Origin of the sequence: Rahnella woolbedingensis (genome assembly GCF_003602095.1) — a bacterium.
GTDB classification, from domain to species: Bacteria; Pseudomonadota; Gammaproteobacteria; order Enterobacterales; family Enterobacteriaceae; genus Rahnella; species Rahnella woolbedingensis.
Genome location: NZ_RAHH01000013.1, coordinates 41,078 through 57,912, shown reverse-complemented (window position 1 = coordinate 57,912; position 16,835 = coordinate 41,078). Strand labels below are relative to the sequence as shown.

The window sequence follows — 16,835 nt, the reverse complement described above, 5'->3', positions numbered from 1 at the left end:
CCGTTGTGGCGTAGATAATCATCCCAGTCAACAGCAACATCGCCGGGTGGTAACACGGCAATCCCGTTCACCTGTTGAGCGGCATACTCAGCCCGTTTCTGACCGGTGTTTTCACCAGAACCATTGTCGTTATCGCCAGCCAGGATAAGGCGGGTATGAGGATGTTTTGCGCGTAAAGCATGGGCAACCTGCAGCAGGTTACTTGCCGATAAAGCTGCGTATGTCTCAGCCCCAGTCAGAGACTGAACCGCCAGCGCGGTGGCGTAACCTTCGGTAATTACGATGTCGGTATTACCTTCACTGGCAGGCAAAACAATAAAACTACCCTTCAGCCGCGAACCGGGCAGAAAACGCTTATCACCTGTGGGGCTGATAAGCTGTGCTCCGGTCATATTGCCTTCGCTATCCTGAATCGTTAACACCGATGAACCTGGCCCAAAGGTGGCATCGGCAATATGGATGGGTTCCCCCTCAGTCAGTATGTTTTCGCTTCGAGAATAGCCTTTATCCCGCAAATAAGGTGACTGACCGATGACACAGCGAGACAGCAATGCTGCAACCTTCGCCCTGATATCTGGCAGTGATGATTGCACCTTTTCTCTGGCTGGCGATGTGGCCTGCCTATCTCCCACCGATGCGACCAGCTTTGCAGCCTCCGTCAGGGAATGCCTATGCACTTTCGCCACCAAATCCAGACCATCACCGGCTCCACACTTATTGCAGAACCAAGTGCCCCGACCTTCAAGGTCATCGAAACGAAAGCGATCTTTTCCACCACAAATAGGACAAGGACCATGGCGATGGTGAGCTGGTAAACGAACATCCAGTGCCGAAAGAATAGCCGACCAGTGATAGCGCGCCCTGAGGGATATATCGGTAACAAACGTGCCCGTCATTACGCCACCCCCTTGCTATACACCTGCCGAATGTAACGACCTCGACCATCACCATGACCTAAATCCATAGAAACCAGCGCGCAGGCATCTTTAGGGCTGAATCCACGTTGCTGGTAATGACGAAGTGCATCCTGCGCCCACGCATAACGCAGACTATGCGGTGAGTATTGCCCTTTCAGCCCAGCCAATGTGGTTTGGGAATGCCAGCGATTCATAGCGGTTTTAAGGTCTGGTTTGTCAATCAGGCGACCATTGCACGTAGCAGCAATCGCTAACGCTTCGTGGACAATCTCGGTTACGGCCTCCCGGTTCAACACTATAGTCTGACGTGGACGCCCGCCCTTAGTGCCGTAAATAACAGGCAGGCGTTCATCTCCTCTCGCCAATGCGGCGGCCCAACAGGATAACGATTGTGAACATTGCACCGCTTCCTGTGAGCGCAAACCCATCAGTCGGGCCAGTTGTAGCGTGACGGCCAGCCCGGCATCTTTCTGCCGCAGGGTACTCAGGACGGCCTGATAATGTTCAGAGGTAATGGCAACACGCGTACCAGCCCGACTGGCACCACTCAATCCCAACGCTTTGTTACTTATCCTGCTGGACTCGGCCAACTTTTCCCGCCCGGCCTCGCGCAAAATAACTCGCACGGCCGCCATCTCATTGTGCAAAGTGCGCAGAGATATTCCCTGTATAAGGCGGTCAGTGATGTAACTCTCAATATGTTTGCCTTTCAGGTGCTGCACGGAACGCACCTGAATATTTAGCGACAGCAAATGACGGCTGATTCTCTCGGCCATTTTCAGCCGATCATGAATGGTCTTGTAACTTCCTGCGGCCTGTCGGGCCAATTTCTGCATCTCACGGCTTAACTGTGACATAGCGTTAACCTCAGTCTCCGGCGCGCGGTTGCCCACAGCACAGGACTATCCTGTGCTGGGCTGAACAATACCTGTGCGCCGAAGTTTCTGGAGTTTAGGTATTACGGGAACCGGTAATGCACTCAATGCAACCGCCTGCGTCAGCAGGAAGTTCCCCAGGCTAAAAGCCTGCCTCAGGTATTAGTTCAGTCCTCATTAGTTGAATAGGTTGATAAGCGTTGACGCAGAAAACAGAGCGTCAGATGACAGGTCGCGCAGGAAAACAAGGCACCACAAGGGCTGGCGCGGTGGCTGGGGCAACGTCACTTCGAGCCGCGTCGCGGACGAAGTGACGTTGCTGCCTCATGTACAGTTACGTTGTGGCAGTAAAAGACCATGACGAGGCAATTGCGCCAGTACCAAATGGTTGGGAAAAGCAGACATGCAGCAAGGATGACGTAACGTTAAGAGAGAGCGGGACGCACGATTTCGGGCTGACGAAAGCCGCAAGTGCGCGAAGAACATAAACAGAAATGCAGTCTGCTGGCGCAGTGAGATAAGAGAGCTACCACCGCAGAAGCGGTCACCCGCACTGCCAGTAGCGTCAGCGGGTTAGGTGTTGACCACACAGGTTATACCTATGCGTTGCCTGGAAGGTCGTGGCAACATGGGAGTGCTGCTTACAGCAGCGGTGTAACAACGATAATTTACTGCGCTAAAATCCGTATATCAAGCGGCTAACGCGCTTCGCTTGTTGGCTCCTGAACGGATTTCCATTCCATAGAAATCCATTCAGGAGCGTCGGAATCTACATGCAGCGTGATAAAGAATTTTGTAAATTTCAGCCGAATTTGTTTTCAATCCCCCTTTATTTGCCCTGCCTACTCCCGGGTTACCAATTTCACTCCAACCTTGTTTTTCCAAGACTCCTGAAATGTCCGCTCAATGCCAACGTCAGGAGAGAGGGAAAACATCACCATATTGTTATTCAGGAAGAGTATACACACTGCCTTTGTCATCCCGCTTCAGCAGCTTCCAGCAGGCGCGGTGTTGCTTACCGTACTTATCCTCAAAGGCTGGCATCTTCTGCCCTTCGCGGGTCTGGATGTATTCAGTTGTGCCATTAACAATAGAGGCCCATTGCCCGGCATAGGGCGCTGTTTCGTCGGTCCAGCGGGTGATGCGTACCGGTTCGTAGGATTTCCCGATGTCCTCTTTATCCAGCAGGGCGCTGGCTTCGTCGAAGCGGGCAAACCATTTCATTGAGGATTCTTCGTCAAACTGAAGGTTTTCGTATTCAGAGTAAAAATGCAGGCCATTATGGCCATCGTAGCGCACAGGGCGAATAATCTGGTTCACCTTGACCAACAAAGGCGGCAAGCCCTCGGTTTGCATCTCGCCCAGTGCAGGCGGCAGTTCCCCGGCTTTAAGGATCACCCCGTTATTATAGGGAAACGGGCTGATTTCGGGCGTTTTCGCTAAACGATGTTTTAACTTTTCTGCACCCCCCAGCTTTTCCAGCCACGGCGTACCCAGAATGGTGTACCAGCAGGCACCTTTCAGGCCTTCAACGGCTTCCCCACCTTCAAGTGTTCCGAGAGAATCCACCATCACACCGGAAAAACGCTGGGCTAGTGCAAACTCGTAAGGAAATAAACGATAAAACTCCTGCGGTAATGCAAAGGAAAGTCCTGCATATCCACTTTCCACAGGAAAGGTATCGCTCAGCCATAACAACCAGTTCTGAAAACGAACTTTACCAGCAGGTTCTTTCAGCAAAGAGAATGGAAAAGTCAGCTTGACTACTGATCTATCGTTTTCGTTATGGAAAACTCGCTGTCCTATTAATGCGATTTCATAATCTGGAGCAATAAATTTCTCTGCCGCACTGGTTAAATACCAATCAATGACCTCTTCAGGCCCAGAGTCCAAAATCTCTTGTCGATACTTTTTATAGTTATTTTCCGTAATACCAACCCAATTATCTGTAATTTGTTTCTTCAGGTGTGGCTTAAATTCTGTATAGAAGCGATCCACGCACTCCACCATCTTGCGGCGGACTTCCGGCGTATGTCCGTCCTTAAAAAACACCGTGATAATCAGACCGAGATTAACCGCCGGACTGCCATCTTTGTACTTAACAGAGGCTTCCGGTAACCATTTCTCGATGTAGTTCAGCTCAAAATCCTGCAATTCCATATCTGCTCCTGTTTAACCGGCTACCAGCGCCGCCGTACCTGTCCCTGCACCGAGAATGGTTGCAAGGGTTCCCCAGGCGCTTATCGCCAAACGAACAATCAGTAAAAATGCCCCAATAATGGCTTCCGGGATACCCAACATCACGACAAGTGCGCCAATACCCACGGCAACCAGAATAACGCCCACCGTTTTGGCAATATTGGTCAGCACCTGCACCCAGTCCACCTGTTTCAGCATATCAAGCGTCATATCCGTGGCTTTTTGTATTTCCGCCCACGCAGCCTTAATCTGTTCATTAGTCCAGGACTTCACATACTTACCGGTTTTACTGGCCCATGCCCAGGCCTGATCACCCTTCTGGTAAACCCATTCGCCGCTGTCGTTAAGCCAGCCCGCAGCTGAGTTCAGGACCATCTGCGTCTCTTTCGATAACGCATTCCAGCCTTCAGCAACGCCACGCACAGCACCTTCACTGAGATCGGCCACGGCTTTACCCATATGCGTCCAAGGCTCGACCTTGGCGGCAACAGGCGTGGAAGGTGGACGAGGCATAAAAATGGGTGGGTAGAGGACAAGTGGCCAGTACTTCGCCTCACTGGTTTTCCACGCTTTCATCGTCACATTCACCACCTGATCCACCCACTGCTGCTCTTCCGGGCGGCAGTCGTGGATCTCCAGAATGGTCATCCTGGCTCGGTTTCTGCCGACAATACGCATATAGTCACCATATTGTCCCCCTTTGAAGGAGTCTTCTGGAAATTTCACTTCCACCAGGCGGGCCAGATTGTCGCCATGCATATTGCCTTCGGTATCCGGCCCCGCCAGTCCCGGCCAGCGATCCTGCTTGTTCTTGACAATAATCACGTCAGGGCGGCGGTAAATGCCCTTGCCGGGCACCGGGAAGGGATTAAGCGTATGACGGCGGCCTGCACCATTTTTCAGCAATGAACTGCTGAGAAATGGGCGCGGTGGTGTAGTTCGCATATCAAACGCCACCTCCGCCTTGTAATACCAATAATAATCGCGGGCAATTTCATCAGCACGGATCAACCCACTCATCATCAACTGCTTGAGACTCATCTGATACGAGCGGCCTTCACGCCGAATTTCGGCAGACAGGCGAGGGAAACGCATGGCGTATTCCACCTTGATATGCAGATACTGGCGGCTTTCCGTGGTGGGTAGGCGCGACTGCTTCTCAACCATCTCCACACCTGTCGTGGTACAGTCCCACGGCTGGTTGTTCGCCCCGGTGGAGATATCAGGTGTGCCTGTCGGTAAATCGGGCATTTCCATTATGATTTTACCTCCCTGAGTTCGGTTTCCAGTTGGTGGGTATCGGTTTCGCCAATAAACCACATAGTCTCTTCTGGTTGCGGTGTTTTTTGCAGGATATGCAGCGCCACATCCTCCTGCTGACGGGTATAAACCGGTACGGAATGGCCTTGATTATCGCTGTAACCCGTTGCCGTCTGGCCTGATGGGGTGATAAGGCGATAAGGCGTGTTAGCCAGGATGTTGCCGTGTGGGTCCTGAAGTTGATAAATAGCCGAGTAAATATACGGTGTGCCCATGCGGGGCATGTTCATCGGCATAGACTGCGGGGCAGCGGTTGCAGTGCGTTTTACACGACGGAGATACTGGCCCAGTGTGCCATATTCGACTTTTCCTTGTTCAAGCTTCAGGTAGGTGCCGCCACCAATCAGCACGATGCGTTTCTTGCCGGTAAACGAGATATCTTCGGGGGAGGTGATAGTCAGTTTTTTCTCCGCAAACAGCCGCAGATTGCCGTTCTGCGCCTGCATCTCTATTGGGCCTTCGCCGGATTTCAGGCTCAGTTGTCCGGTTCTGGCAAACAGGCCGAGTTTGTCACCCGTCAGCGCGGTCATATTGCCCATCACGCCCATGCTGATATCGCCTCCGGCATTGATGGCGGCGTTCTTCGTTGCGGTCATTTGCAGATGTTCACCGCTGGTGAAGGCCATGCCCTGCGGGGCTGAGAAGTGCAGGACTTCATTCAGCGGTTTTAGCCGTTGCTCAAACATCGCTATCTGACTGTCGATATCCGCTTTTAGCGCCTGCGCCTGTTCGGCGGCCATTTCCAGTTGCCGGAGCTGTTGTTGCAGCTGGTCGATTTCCTTCAGCGCCGCAGCCATATCCAGCACTTCACCCTGCGCTTTGGACTGTTCGTCAACGCTGATAAACAGCCCTTTTCCGGCACGGATGGTGCCCCACTCATCAGTGCGCAGTTCGGTACCGGTACCGCGTGGTTTGCCCTGCGCGTCCACCAGATGGCCGCTGTTGAGCTGGGTTTTTCCGTATTCCGTGGCGAGCTTGATATGCTCCTCGCTGCGCTTGTCTTCCATGCGGAGTTTGGAATTGGCAGGCGTTCTGAGAATATTACGTGTGTGATTATCGCGATTTACGTGGTCCGGGTGTTTGGAGTCATGCAGTGCATAGGCGATATACGGCAGGTCAATATCGCCATTGCTGTAGGCTATCGCCACTTCCGTGCCATCAATCAGTGGGGTGTGCCAGCCGAACTGCTCGCCGCTGTACGGTTTCGCCATGCGCAGCCACAGATAGCCGTAGCCTGGCTCTGTCCCTTCGCGGTCAAAATCCAGCTTCACCCGATAGCGGCCTGTTTCATCGAGGTACGCGTAGGTATCGTGCTTCTCCCGGCTCTCGATTCTGGCCGGGAGCGTACCGTGGATTTCCGGGCGCAATATTTCAGGTGGGCGGAAACTGTACGCCTCACGGTACGGCATCCCCCAGACCGAGACGTGCAGCCGGGAATCGCGGGAGCCAATAAATGAGGCGAAAGTGATAATCACACCGTCGCTCAAGTCCTGCAAGTTAACGCCCTTGGGGTCAATCACCATCCCTGGCGTTAACCAGAAGGCATTGCTGAACAGATGCACACGGGCAGATTTATTTAGCTCTCGCTCATGGTGCAGACGGGCATAGAAGGCACCGCTTTCGGTTTCCGGCTCAGAGGTCGTATCGTCTCCGGCCTCGCGGTATGGTTTGGCGTAACAGTAATGCTCGCCGGTAGTGGCGGCAGGAGAACGCACGGAAACGACGGTGTCCATGGGTTCAGAAGCGGTGCGATAGTTGTAATCGCGGGTCGATACTTTTCCCGTTACTGTACTATGCCAGGTGCGCACCCCCCAGCAGCACAGCTCTGCACCGTCATACAGGCCAGACGGCTCGTGATAGGGCAACGCCCCCTTGAAGATATAGTGAAGCTGGCTGTCGCCAAACACGGTGACATCCAGCCCCGTGACGTCATTCATCTCCTGCCGAAACCAGATACCCACCTCAGACAAAATGCGCTGAATAAATTCCAGGTCAGTCTCTCGCCACTGGGTAATCAACTCGCGAACCGGATACTGCCGCGACAGCGTAAACTCGAAGTCAGCACCCTCCATACCATGAGCACGCAGCACCAGCTCCACCACGTCCGGTACGGAGAGGCCCTGATAAATGGCACAGCGGCGAGTATAGGAAAGAAGAGCCAGACGGGATTCGAGGATGACACTGTAGTGGGATTCATCGGCATTGGTGGAGAGCCATTCCAGACGGGTGAGAATACCGTGAACCACTTTGCCGTTACGCATCGTGAAACTGGCATATTTCATCAACACCTGTTCAGGGCGAATATTGCTCTGTGGGGTAGTGAATTCAATTCGCCAGCTAAAAGGTTTGCTTAATGCTTCAGTACCCCGAAAACGCAGCACATCGGGGATAACTGGACTGTCATTAATGTCGAGCGTATAGACGTTACCTGTTACTGCTGTTACATCCGTCAGCATAGTATCATCCTGAATGTGATTATCCGGTCATATCCGACAGGAAAAGACTTTTCATTTCATCCGAGTATTGTCCTCATATTGAACAATATTAATATAGTTTTTTTACATTCTTATTAACCCAAAGGGGTAGTACATCGGGTAGTAAACTGCCGCAACCACAGACAAAATCATACTAATAAACTAATTTTTAATACCTTTTATTTATATTCAATAAACAGATTCAGAATATCGAGTAAAGTTTCACTGCGTCTCGATGCATAACAAAACCCCTTTAAAGCCCGTAATTTACGGGCTTTCTTTATCTCATCACATCACATATCATCCTATGAAATTTCACTAAAACCGTGTACCAAAACATGTACCAATCAGCTCTTTGGTACAGTTGAATTTGGTACATAGTGGGTATTAGCGAGCTCAAATGGGAAAATTAACAGATTTACAGATCAAAGCATGGCTAAAAGCTGGAGAACGCTTTGAAGGACGCTCTGATGGTGGTGGGTTATATCTCTGCCATAGAGAAAGCTTTGCTGTACCAAAATGGCGTTTTCGTTACCGCTTCGCGGGGAAAGCGAGGGCTATGTGGATCGGATCATATGCAGAGCTATCGCTTGCTAAGGCTCGCGAAACGGTTAAATTGCTATCCGCCCGCGTTTCTTTGGGATATGACGTCGCTGGAGAGAAGCAAGAACGTAAAGCAGATGCTCTGGCAAAAATGGAATCTGATAGAAATGCGTTGCGGGTCTCCAATCTGGCAACCGAATATTTTGAACGGCAAATACTGGGGCGCTGGAAGCATCCTGAAATCCTCCGCCGCCGGATTGATAAAGACATCAATCCGAACATTGGCCATCTTAAGGCCGATGAAGTTAAACCCCGTCATATTGACGATATGTTGCAGAGTATCCTCGCCAGAGGCGCGCCGACTGTAGCCAATGATGTACTGCGTTGGACAAGACGAATATTTAATTACGGTATTAAACGCCATGCACTTGAAGTAAATCCCACTGCTGCCTTTGATTTATCTGATGCAGGAGGGCAGGAGAAAACCAGAGAACGTTATTTAGATACAGAGGAGCTTAAGCAGCTATTTACCGCAATGAAGCGAGCTAAGGGCTTTAGCATTCAAAATGAATTAACAATGAAGCTGCTCTTGTTGCTCTGCTGTCGAAAAATGGAGCTATGTGCAGCCAGATGGGAAGACATTGATTTTGAAACTGCCGTTTGGCATCTAACAGGTACCAAAAATGGCGATCCTATAGATATCCCTCTACCGCCGGTGGGCATCGAGTGGCTCCTTCAGCTTAAAAATATGTCATTGAACAGTGAATGGGTTCTACCTGCACGCAAAATGCAAAACCGCATGATCCCACATATCGTTGAAAGCACCCTGCCGGTTGCCTTAGCAAAAGTAAAAGCTGAGATGCCCGACGTCAATAATTTCACAGTACATGATTTCAGACGAACCGCACGTACTCACCTCGCATCTTTAGGCGTTGACCCTATCGTTGCAGAACGGTGTTTAAATCATAGAATCAGAGGAGTAGAAGGGATTTACAATAGGCATCAATATTTTGATGAACGCAAAAAAGCCTTAAATTTATGGGCAGAAAGATTAACAGATTTAGAATCAAAGGATTGAGGAATTAAATGAAAAGCTTCCAAAGAATGAACGAATTTGAGAGGTTAACTACTCTCCCGTCAATCACAATCGATGAACTAGCTAAATGCCTTGTTGGCATATCCCCCACGATGGCTAAAAAATATATTATTAAAGAAAAACTTGAAATAATTACACATATTCACATGCGAATGACTAGAACATTAGAAGAAATATTTAAGTCGAATAGCATCCCGAGAACAACACGGTACGGGCAATTTAGAACAACCAATCATCCTGTCAACTCTGATGAAAGAATTATTACTGACATAATTTGTGCCACAGGGTTTAATTGTACGGATGATGAATTCACGCCACCATCTATTTTAGAAAGGTGTAGAGTTGCAGTAAGTAATATTGCAATGAACAATAAAACACGCCCCCTCCTTGCTTTCGTCGGTGGGGAAGCAGAAGAGCTAGGGAAGACACTCATATCTGATAATCGCGGACTTTACAAGAAAGACGAAGAGATTATTAACATCAATAAACTATTAGGCATAACAGTTAGTTTATTAGCACTAGAGAAAAACAAAAAAAATCCATCTAAATGGATAAAGAAGGACAACATTGTATGTGTAGAACATATTAAAGAAATCATAGATGAATATATCGAAAAAAACGATCTTTCAAATGATGGCCTGAAATCATCATCGTTAAGAGCGAAGCTATCCTCTGCGTTAAACGCAATTTATGATTGACCCCATAAGAAACCGTTAGAGGAAATTTAAAGTATCACAGGAACAGAGATCTATTTCATTTCTTATAGACCCTTTAAAGGGTCTATAAGCTTACCTGACCACTTCCTAGCCCTAAATAGCCCTGCATAGCACCATACTGCACAAGAAAATGAGACTCTATTCTCATAAATCAACAAGTTAAGCATAATCTCGAACTATATTTTTTGATGGAACTTACTTTTTCTTGATGGAAAATCTACTTATTTGATGGAATTCCATTCTTACTGGAACTGTATATCTATAAACAATAATATAGTCATCTCACAACATATCAGGTAGTTAGATGAATAATAACATTAGTGAAACATACGGTTTGTTGCCTAAAACTGGATTTGTTAGACAGAGAACATTGATGCCTTGTCTGCCATTTTCACACGCTACACTATGGAGGAGAGTTTCTGCAGGAACCTTTCCTAAGCCTGTAAAAATATCGGCAAAAATTACTGCATGGCGAGCAGAAGACATTAGAGATTGGATGAATGAACAGAACAGTTTCTATTTAAATTAATAAGTGCGGCCAACTAAGCTAGCCGCAAAAAAAATTGATATTACTCAACCTCTTGGCTCAATCCCTCGGCGTTTTAATTCTTGCCGTGCGAGATCTTTTATCCAATTTGCAAGGCTAACGTTATCTTTACCGGCCTCGGCCTCTAATTGCTCTTTCAGCTCAGGAGTAATTCGCATTTTAAACTGTGGGGATTGACCGCTCCCTTTAGGACTACGATCTCTGGTTGTAACTGTTGACAAGTGGCCACCTATTGAATTACTGTTAACTCGTTAGGTGGCCACCTTAACACGGTATCCCCTAAAAAAAAAGCAGCCCCAATCGGTATTCGAAGTACCAATTGAGGCCTCACCATAAGCGAAACAGAGAGTAACTCTATGGCTACAACAAAGTGTACCTATATCTTTGCCGCAATCAACCGTACGCAACATGGAATTCGCCCGCAGATGCTGCGTATCACAGCATGCAATGAGAAAATTGCCCGTCAGCAGCTAATAAGTGATTACATTTTACTTTTCGCAGGTCGTGTACCAGTTATGGAGGTTCGGAATGCATAATCATTCAGAAGACTCCACCTTATCCTTTGATGATAATAAAAAAACAGAAAAGACACTCAGCCTTGAAGCATTTCGCAAGCTTAACCGCTCACAGGAGCTGACCTATTTTTTAGGATGTGATTTAAGAAAAAGAGAAATCGACGGGCTGACGCCATTTTACCTGCCTCATATTCTCAGCTATGTGGACGAAGATTTGTCCTTTGTATTGGCAGAACTAAAAGAGAAAGGGATGTGCGGGAATTTTTAAAAAATCAACGCCTCTACTCTTTCTTTAAAGGTATTTATTATGTCAATTAAAAAACTCACGGACGCTACATATCTTGTAGATATTCGGCCACAAGGCTGCGACGGAAAACGTATACGCCGCAAATTTAATACCAAAGGCGAGGCACAGATTTTCGAGCGCTATATTATTGCCCGTTATCAGGATAAAGCGTGGTTAGATAAAAGCGCTGACAGACGAAAACTGACCGAACTTCTCAGCCTCTGGTGGGTATATCACGGCAAGCATCATGTGCGGGGAGAGATTGACCGGAGCCGCCTGCACAGCATCGTCAATCATTTGTCAGAAATGGGTGTAACACGCGCAGACCAGCTTACCCATAAAGCGATCATTGATTACCGGATTATGATGCTGGATTTGGGGCTCAAACCCGCCAGCGTTAACCGGCATCAGGCCATTCTGAGCGGCATGTTCACCAAGTTAATCAGTGCCGGTGAGTACCACAATGCGCATCCTTTCAGGGAGGTCAAAAAACTCAGGGAAGGAACAACGGAGATGGCGTATTTAACCACGGATGAGATTAAGGCACTGCTGCAAACGCTTGAGGGCGATAATCTTAAAGTGGCTCAGTTATGTCTGGCCACCGGTGGCCGCTGGGGAGAAGTCTCTAACCTCAAAGGTGAGCATATTATCAAGAATGTCATCACGTTCATGAAAACTAAAAACGGCAAACGCAGGTCAGTCCCTGTTTCGGATGAATTAGTGCGCAATATAAAAACAAAAGCCAGCGGGCGACTTTTTGTTTCAAATTACAATACGGTTCGGATGACATTAAGAAAGGTAAAGCCCGATCTGCCAAAGGGACAGGCTGCGCACGTATTACGTCATACGTTTGCCACTCATTTTATGATGAACGGCGGGAATATTATTACGCTTCAGCGCGTATTAGGGCATGCCACTATCCAGCAAACGATGACCTACGCGCATTTTGCCCCCGGATATCTTCAGGATGCCATTACATTCAACCCGTTAAATTCCATCACGGTTTAAAGACTCATTAAGCTCCGGTAGCCCCGTTGAATAAACGGCTATTACTGATGCGCGAAAGCGCAGGGTCGCTTACATCTGAGGTATATGTTTATGAATATGCACGTCTCCGGCACATTAAAAAATGCCTGCGGAAACTGGCCTTTTATTTTGCCAGCGTTAGGGATAAATGTTCCTGAAAATAACAAACATGGAACCTGCCCTAAATGCGGTGGTAAAGACCGGTTTCGCTTCGACGATAAAGACGGACGCGGCACATGGTTTTGTAATCAGTGCGGGAACGGTGACGGTCTGGATTTACTCTGCCTGATATCAGGAAAGAATAAGTCAGCCGCGGCCGCTGAAATAGAAAAACTGCTGGCCGGTAAAGTGGTCACTGCCCCCGCGCCTGCCAAGAAAAAGGCCTCTGACGCACAAAAAAGGGCTCAGCTGATAAAAACATATCAGGCTCTTTCTGCTCAGTCCTCTCAGGGGGAAAGCCTTTATCTCAAAGGTAAGGGACTCATCGGTCATCAATATCCGCTGACCGCTCACCCTGTTTCACTGGCGGGAATGACCTTTGCGGAAGGCTCTCTCCTGCTGCCGCTGGTCACGCTGGATAACCAGACCACCGGCGCACAGCTCATCAGCCCTACGGGCGATAAATGCCTGCTCTCTGGCTCAAAAATGTCGGGGGCTTTTCTGGCCGTCACGCCCGTACCGGATGACTATCCTGAACGGGTCATTATTACCGAAGGTTTTGCCACGGCTATCACCGTCTCAGGCCTCAGTGAAGGCTGGTGCATCGCCGCCGTATCGGCAAACAATCTGCTCAACGTGGCCAAGGCGGTGAGGGAAAAGTGGCCTGACACCCGTCTGGTGATCGCCGGTGATAATGACTTTGCCGACGGGAAAGATAATCCCGGTCGGGAGAAAGCATTTCAGGCCGCACAGGCCGTCAACGGGTGGGTAACCATCCCCTTTGGCCAGTTTAAAGCGGACTGGGATGATTTCCGGCGTGAATTTGGCGTCCAGCGAGCCCGTGACGCCTTTACCGATGAAATGGTGAATCCTAACGACACTGAAACCCGTCTGCCTCACGGCTTTCGCCTGACAAAGGATTTTCTGTGGTTCGATAAGCCGGTCAACGACGACGGCGACAGCGGTCAGGTCAGGCAAATCAAAATTTGCAGCCCGCTGCGGGTGACGGCCATCAGCTGTGATGCCGACGGCGGAAAGTTTGGCCGCCTGCTGGAATGGGAAGACTCAAACGGGATTAATCATCAGTGGGCAATGCCCATGACCGTATTGGCCGGTAGCGGTCAGGAGCTGCGGGAGGTGCTGCTGGAAAACGGCCTGCACTTTATCAGCGTGAACGGTTCAGCGCGGGGCTATCTGATGGAATATATCTCCACCTGCCGCCCCGTGCGTAAGGTCACCTGCGTGAACAAAACCGGCTGGCACGGCTCCGTGTATGTTTTGCAGGATGAGGTCATAGGCAGCGGTGCCGAGTCCGTGATTTTACAGTCGGCCTATTCTTCCAAGAACGATTTCAGAACGGCGGGCACCACGGCGGAATGGATCGAACAGATAGGCCGTTACTGTATTCATAACTCACGCCTGACCTTTTGCGTCAGCCTCGCACTGGCGGCGCCGCTGCTCCACTTAATCGGCGCGGGCGGCGGTGGCTATCACCTGAAAGGCGAGTCTACCGACGGGAAAACCACCACCATGAAGGTTGCCGCTTCACTGTGCGGCAGTCCCGACTTCTGGAAGACGTGGCGCGCCACCGGTAACGCGCTGGAAGGTATCGCCCTGCGGCGCAATGATGCCGCCCTGATGCTCGATGAGATCAGCGAAGTAGACGGCAAAGAGGCCAGCCGGATTGCTTACATGCTGGGTAACGGTCAGGGTAAGGCGCGCGGTCGCGTCGATGGCAGCGTACGTGATCCGGTGACGTGGTCGATGCTCTACATGTCTACTGGCGAAGTCTCCATTATGGAGCATGCCGCAGAGGCAGGCGAAAAACGCACCGGCGCGGGCGTGGGGGTGCGCATGGTGCAAATCCCCAGTGATACCGGCGTACACGGTGCCTTTGAAAACCTGCACGGCTTCGACAGCGGTAAGGATTTTGCGGAACATCTTGAACAAGCCAGCAAGCAGTACCACGGCGCGCCTTTTCGCGACTGGATACGCTACCTGACCGCGAACCTTCAGGACGTCACGCACCGCGCCAAGACGCTGAAAAAAGAGTATGAACGAACCCTGCTTCCTGCCGAATCGGGTAAACAAGTGGGGCGCATCGTAGATCGCTTTGCCCTGCTGGCCGTGGCGGGCGAGCTGGCCTCGCTCACAGGCATTACCGGATGGCCATCAGGCGAGGCGCTTCGCGCCGCACAGGCCTGTCTTGATGCGTGGCTGAAAGACCGTGGCCACTCAGCCAATCAGGAAGAAGCGGATGCGCTGGAGCGGATAAGGCGTTTCATCACGGCCAATCAGTTCACCCGTTTTGCAGACTGGAATGATGATAAAAACCGGCCTGCCAATATGGTGGGATATCGCAGAGTGGTAAGGGGTGATAATGCCAGTGACGCAGTGACCACTTTTTACGTATTGCCAAGCGGCTGGAAAGAGATTTGCGGCACATCAGACCAGAAGAAAACCGCCCTGCTGTGCCGTGAAAATGGCTGGATCACGGAAACCAGCGAAAACCGGATACAAAAGCAAATTCGCCTGCCAGAAATAGGGCCGAAGTTTGTTTACGTGCTCAATCAGGAGGTCATCGGCTGAGGTCAGTGCCTCGCGTATCTTATATTATTATTAATCCATGTAGTACATGTCGTACACCGCGTACAAGCGCTGATATTTAAAGGGTTTTTCATGTACTACATCGGCAACACCGTGTAGTACATGTCGTACACGGCTGATTTGTCATTACATGTCCCCAACTGTACTACATGTACGCGGTGTAAATGTGGCATGTAGTACAGTATTTTACATTGCAAATCATAGGTGTACGCACCTGTACTACATGTACGCGCCGAGAATTACTGAATAATACAGAAACCCGAAGCGTTTATTTCTGGCAGGCGTTTTTTTCATCGTCCGACGGGTAACAAATACCCTCAACAGTTTGTCAGCGTGTCCTTCGCGCCTGAAGAGTAATTTACCGGCTTATTCACAGACTGCGGCTGAGAGGAAAGAGTCAAATCCCCAAGATGTAGCGCATTCCTGCCCGCGCCGGCAGGGTCTTTGATTGCTAACATCATGCCTTCAATTAACCGCATGGCATCACGCTGAGTGAGTGTGATTTGCTGGGTGCCGAGTTTGAGTGTGAGCATTGATATTTCCCCTTTCTTTTCTGAAGTTATTAGCGATATGCTTAGATTACAGCATTGAAAAATATGCGTTAGCTTCCGCCGTTCTGCCGTCTACAGTACGTCCTGCCTCAATAGAAACGCTCTCCGGTCAGGCTCATAATTATTGATATTAACCGACCCAACGTGAGAGCCATTTATGAAACCCAATACGCCTGAGTCAGAATTATCGCCTGCCGTTCAGCAGGCTATTTCGCGTTATCTCGATACCAAGCAGACCCAGCAGGGGAATGTGAATAAAATGGAGGAGATAATTGCCGACATGACCCGCTGCAAAAATCAAAAAGAGGAAATAGATAATCTCAGTGAGCAGTCCGGTGGCCAGTGGCGCGAGGCCTTTTTGAAAATGCGCGGTCAGGTCAGTGACGAAATGAAAGCGCAGCAACTGCAACGTCTGGCAAATCAGGAAATGTCACGCGAGCTGGGACACCTGCTTCTCAGTTTGGACATTGAAAAAGACCGTCAGGAAATTACCTGTTCAGGCTCTGGCAAAGCGCTTTTAGACAGCCATGAAAGTGCGTTAATGGCCTATGCAGAACAGGAACTAAAAAAGGCGCTGTCAGCAGGCCTTGAGACGCTTATCCGGGCAGTATCATTGAAACGTACAGCCTTAAGATACCAGCAGGCTACCGTAACGCTGGGCGGCAGGCTGAGCGACTACGAAGTCAGTCCGGACGCCGTCATTTTTGAAGAAATTAATCAGTATCTGAAAGATGAAATGACGCGCTACAGATTCGACATGGCTCAGGAACCCGTTTTAGCACAACTTGGCGTTCACCGGCCTGAGACGAAGTTTTTCAGCGCGAAACTTGCCAGCGGCGGCGGTCGTTCAATGGCTTTTGCAGCCGTCAAGCGTAAGGAGGAACAGCTCAGCGTAACGGAGAAATAACCTCCCAAATTCCCAATCACATAAATGGGTATCTCGGCGCAATGACTCCTGCGAGATACTCATTTTTACTGAAAAACCTGCCACTTTCTTTGTTCTT

At 49.7% G+C, this 16,835-nt stretch carries 14 protein-coding genes and 1 pseudogene; 8 read left to right on the top strand and 7 right to left on the bottom strand.

Annotated features, from left to right (window positions below; translation table 11 throughout):
* Nucleotides 1-5: 5 nt before the first annotated feature.
* The 5 genes and pseudogenes from D6C13_RS25910 to D6C13_RS12595 all read right to left on the bottom strand — a co-directional run.
* Nucleotides 6-896 (bottom strand): annotated as a pseudogene (locus D6C13_RS25910) (primase-helicase zinc-binding domain-containing protein); the annotation flags it as partial.
* A complete protein-coding gene (locus tag D6C13_RS12610; protein WP_120133169.1) occupies nucleotides 896-1,774 on the bottom strand; it encodes an integrase domain-containing protein in 879 nt (292 codons plus the stop codon). The gene D6C13_RS12610 and the pseudogene D6C13_RS25910, both read right to left, overlap by 1 nt.
* Nucleotides 1,775-2,737: 963 nt before the next feature.
* On the bottom strand, nucleotides 2,738-3,952 hold the full coding sequence (locus tag D6C13_RS12605; RefSeq protein WP_120133090.1) for a DUF3396 domain-containing protein: 1,215 nt from the start codon (nucleotides 3,950-3,952) through the stop codon (nucleotides 2,738-2,740).
* A 12-nt stretch (nucleotides 3,953-3,964) separates the two neighbouring features.
* Complete coding sequence (locus D6C13_RS12600) at nucleotides 3,965-5,248, bottom strand: VRR-NUC domain-containing protein (protein ID WP_120133089.1); 1,284 nt, start codon at nucleotides 5,246-5,248, stop codon at nucleotides 3,965-3,967.
* Nucleotides 5,248-7,767: a type VI secretion system Vgr family protein gene (locus D6C13_RS12595; protein WP_120133088.1), complete on the bottom strand. Its 2,520-nt coding sequence runs from the start codon at nucleotides 7,765-7,767 to the stop codon at nucleotides 5,248-5,250. Before D6C13_RS12595 ends, D6C13_RS12600 begins: the two co-directional genes overlap by 1 nt.
* Nucleotides 7,768-8,185: 418 nt before the next feature.
* Between D6C13_RS12595 and D6C13_RS12590 the strand changes: the two genes are divergently transcribed.
* From D6C13_RS12590 to D6C13_RS12580, 3 genes are all read left to right on the top strand, one after another.
* Complete coding sequence (locus tag D6C13_RS12590; protein WP_120133087.1) at nucleotides 8,186-9,406, top strand: tyrosine-type recombinase/integrase; 1,221 nt, start codon at nucleotides 8,186-8,188, stop codon at nucleotides 9,404-9,406.
* A gap of 8 nt (nucleotides 9,407-9,414) precedes the next feature.
* Nucleotides 9,415-10,122: a hypothetical protein gene (locus D6C13_RS12585; RefSeq protein WP_120133086.1), complete on the top strand. Its 708-nt coding sequence runs from the start codon at nucleotides 9,415-9,417 to the stop codon at nucleotides 10,120-10,122.
* 322 nt (nucleotides 10,123-10,444) lie between these two features.
* Nucleotides 10,445-10,669: a helix-turn-helix transcriptional regulator gene (locus tag D6C13_RS12580; RefSeq protein WP_120133085.1), complete on the top strand. Its 225-nt coding sequence runs from the start codon at nucleotides 10,445-10,447 to the stop codon at nucleotides 10,667-10,669.
* 44 nt (nucleotides 10,670-10,713) lie between these two features.
* On the opposite strand, the gene D6C13_RS12575 is transcribed toward D6C13_RS12580, so the two are convergent.
* A complete protein-coding gene (locus D6C13_RS12575; RefSeq protein ID WP_425272713.1) occupies nucleotides 10,714-10,845 on the bottom strand; it encodes a hypothetical protein in 132 nt (43 codons plus the stop codon).
* A 198-nt stretch (nucleotides 10,846-11,043) separates the two neighbouring features.
* Between D6C13_RS12575 and D6C13_RS12570 the strand changes: the two genes are divergently transcribed.
* From D6C13_RS12570 to D6C13_RS12555, 4 genes are all read left to right on the top strand, one after another.
* Nucleotides 11,044-11,223: a host cell division inhibitor Icd-like protein gene (locus D6C13_RS12570; protein ID WP_120133083.1), complete on the top strand. Its 180-nt coding sequence runs from the start codon at nucleotides 11,044-11,046 to the stop codon at nucleotides 11,221-11,223.
* Entirely contained in the window at nucleotides 11,216-11,470 is a 255-nt protein-coding gene (locus D6C13_RS12565) for a derepression protein (RefSeq protein WP_120133082.1), read from the top strand. Before D6C13_RS12570 ends, D6C13_RS12565 begins: the two co-directional genes overlap by 8 nt.
* A gap of 39 nt (nucleotides 11,471-11,509) precedes the next feature.
* Nucleotides 11,510-12,496 (top strand): phage integrase, encoded by a 987-nt coding sequence (locus D6C13_RS12560; protein ID WP_120133081.1) that lies wholly within the window; start codon nucleotides 11,510-11,512, stop codon nucleotides 12,494-12,496.
* A 90-nt stretch (nucleotides 12,497-12,586) separates the two neighbouring features.
* Entirely contained in the window at nucleotides 12,587-15,262 is a 2,676-nt protein-coding gene (locus tag D6C13_RS12555; RefSeq protein ID WP_120133080.1) for a DUF927 domain-containing protein, read from the top strand.
* A gap of 335 nt (nucleotides 15,263-15,597) precedes the next feature.
* Here D6C13_RS12555 and D6C13_RS12550 read toward each other — a convergent pair whose 3' ends face one another.
* On the bottom strand, nucleotides 15,598-15,813 hold the full coding sequence (locus D6C13_RS12550; protein WP_120133079.1) for a hypothetical protein: 216 nt from the start codon (nucleotides 15,811-15,813) through the stop codon (nucleotides 15,598-15,600).
* 175 nt (nucleotides 15,814-15,988) lie between these two features.
* Here D6C13_RS12550 and D6C13_RS12545 point away from each other — a divergent pair, with 175 nt between their 5' ends.
* A complete protein-coding gene (locus D6C13_RS12545) occupies nucleotides 15,989-16,738 on the top strand; it encodes a hypothetical protein (RefSeq protein WP_120133078.1) in 750 nt (249 codons plus the stop codon).
* Nucleotides 16,739-16,835: the final 97 nt, after the last annotated feature.

What these genes read in the sequence shown, in the direction of transcription:
- D6C13_RS12580 (WP_120133085.1), top strand. Translation starts at nt 10,445, where the DNA reads ATGAATAATAACATTAGTGAAACATACGGTTTGTTGCCTAAAACTGGA.
- D6C13_RS12610 (WP_120133169.1), bottom strand. Translation starts at nt 1,774, where the DNA reads ATGTCACAGTTAAGCCGTGAGATGCAGAAATTGGCCCGACAGGCCGCA.
- D6C13_RS12575 (WP_425272713.1), bottom strand. Translation starts at nt 10,845, where the DNA reads ATGCGAATTACTCCTGAGCTGAAAGAGCAATTAGAGGCCGAGGCCGGT.
- D6C13_RS12595 (WP_120133088.1), bottom strand. Translation starts at nt 7,767, where the DNA reads ATGCTGACGGATGTAACAGCAGTAACAGGTAACGTCTATACGCTCGAC.
- D6C13_RS12550 (WP_120133079.1), bottom strand. Translation starts at nt 15,813, where the DNA reads ATGCTCACACTCAAACTCGGCACCCAGCAAATCACACTCACTCAGCGT.
- D6C13_RS12605 (WP_120133090.1), bottom strand. Translation starts at nt 3,952, where the DNA reads ATGGAATTGCAGGATTTTGAGCTGAACTACATCGAGAAATGGTTACCG.
- D6C13_RS12545 (WP_120133078.1), top strand. Translation starts at nt 15,989, where the DNA reads ATGAAACCCAATACGCCTGAGTCAGAATTATCGCCTGCCGTTCAGCAG.
- D6C13_RS12570 (WP_120133083.1), top strand. Translation starts at nt 11,044, where the DNA reads ATGGCTACAACAAAGTGTACCTATATCTTTGCCGCAATCAACCGTACG.
- D6C13_RS12590 (WP_120133087.1), top strand. Translation starts at nt 8,186, where the DNA reads ATGGGAAAATTAACAGATTTACAGATCAAAGCATGGCTAAAAGCTGGA.
- D6C13_RS12600 (WP_120133089.1), bottom strand. Translation starts at nt 5,248, where the DNA reads ATGGAAATGCCCGATTTACCGACAGGCACACCTGATATCTCCACCGGG.
- D6C13_RS12560 (WP_120133081.1), top strand. Translation starts at nt 11,510, where the DNA reads ATGTCAATTAAAAAACTCACGGACGCTACATATCTTGTAGATATTCGG.
- D6C13_RS12555 (WP_120133080.1), top strand. Translation starts at nt 12,587, where the DNA reads ATGAATATGCACGTCTCCGGCACATTAAAAAATGCCTGCGGAAACTGG.
- D6C13_RS12565 (WP_120133082.1), top strand. Translation starts at nt 11,216, where the DNA reads ATGCATAATCATTCAGAAGACTCCACCTTATCCTTTGATGATAATAAA.
- D6C13_RS12585 (WP_120133086.1), top strand. Translation starts at nt 9,415, where the DNA reads ATGAAAAGCTTCCAAAGAATGAACGAATTTGAGAGGTTAACTACTCTC.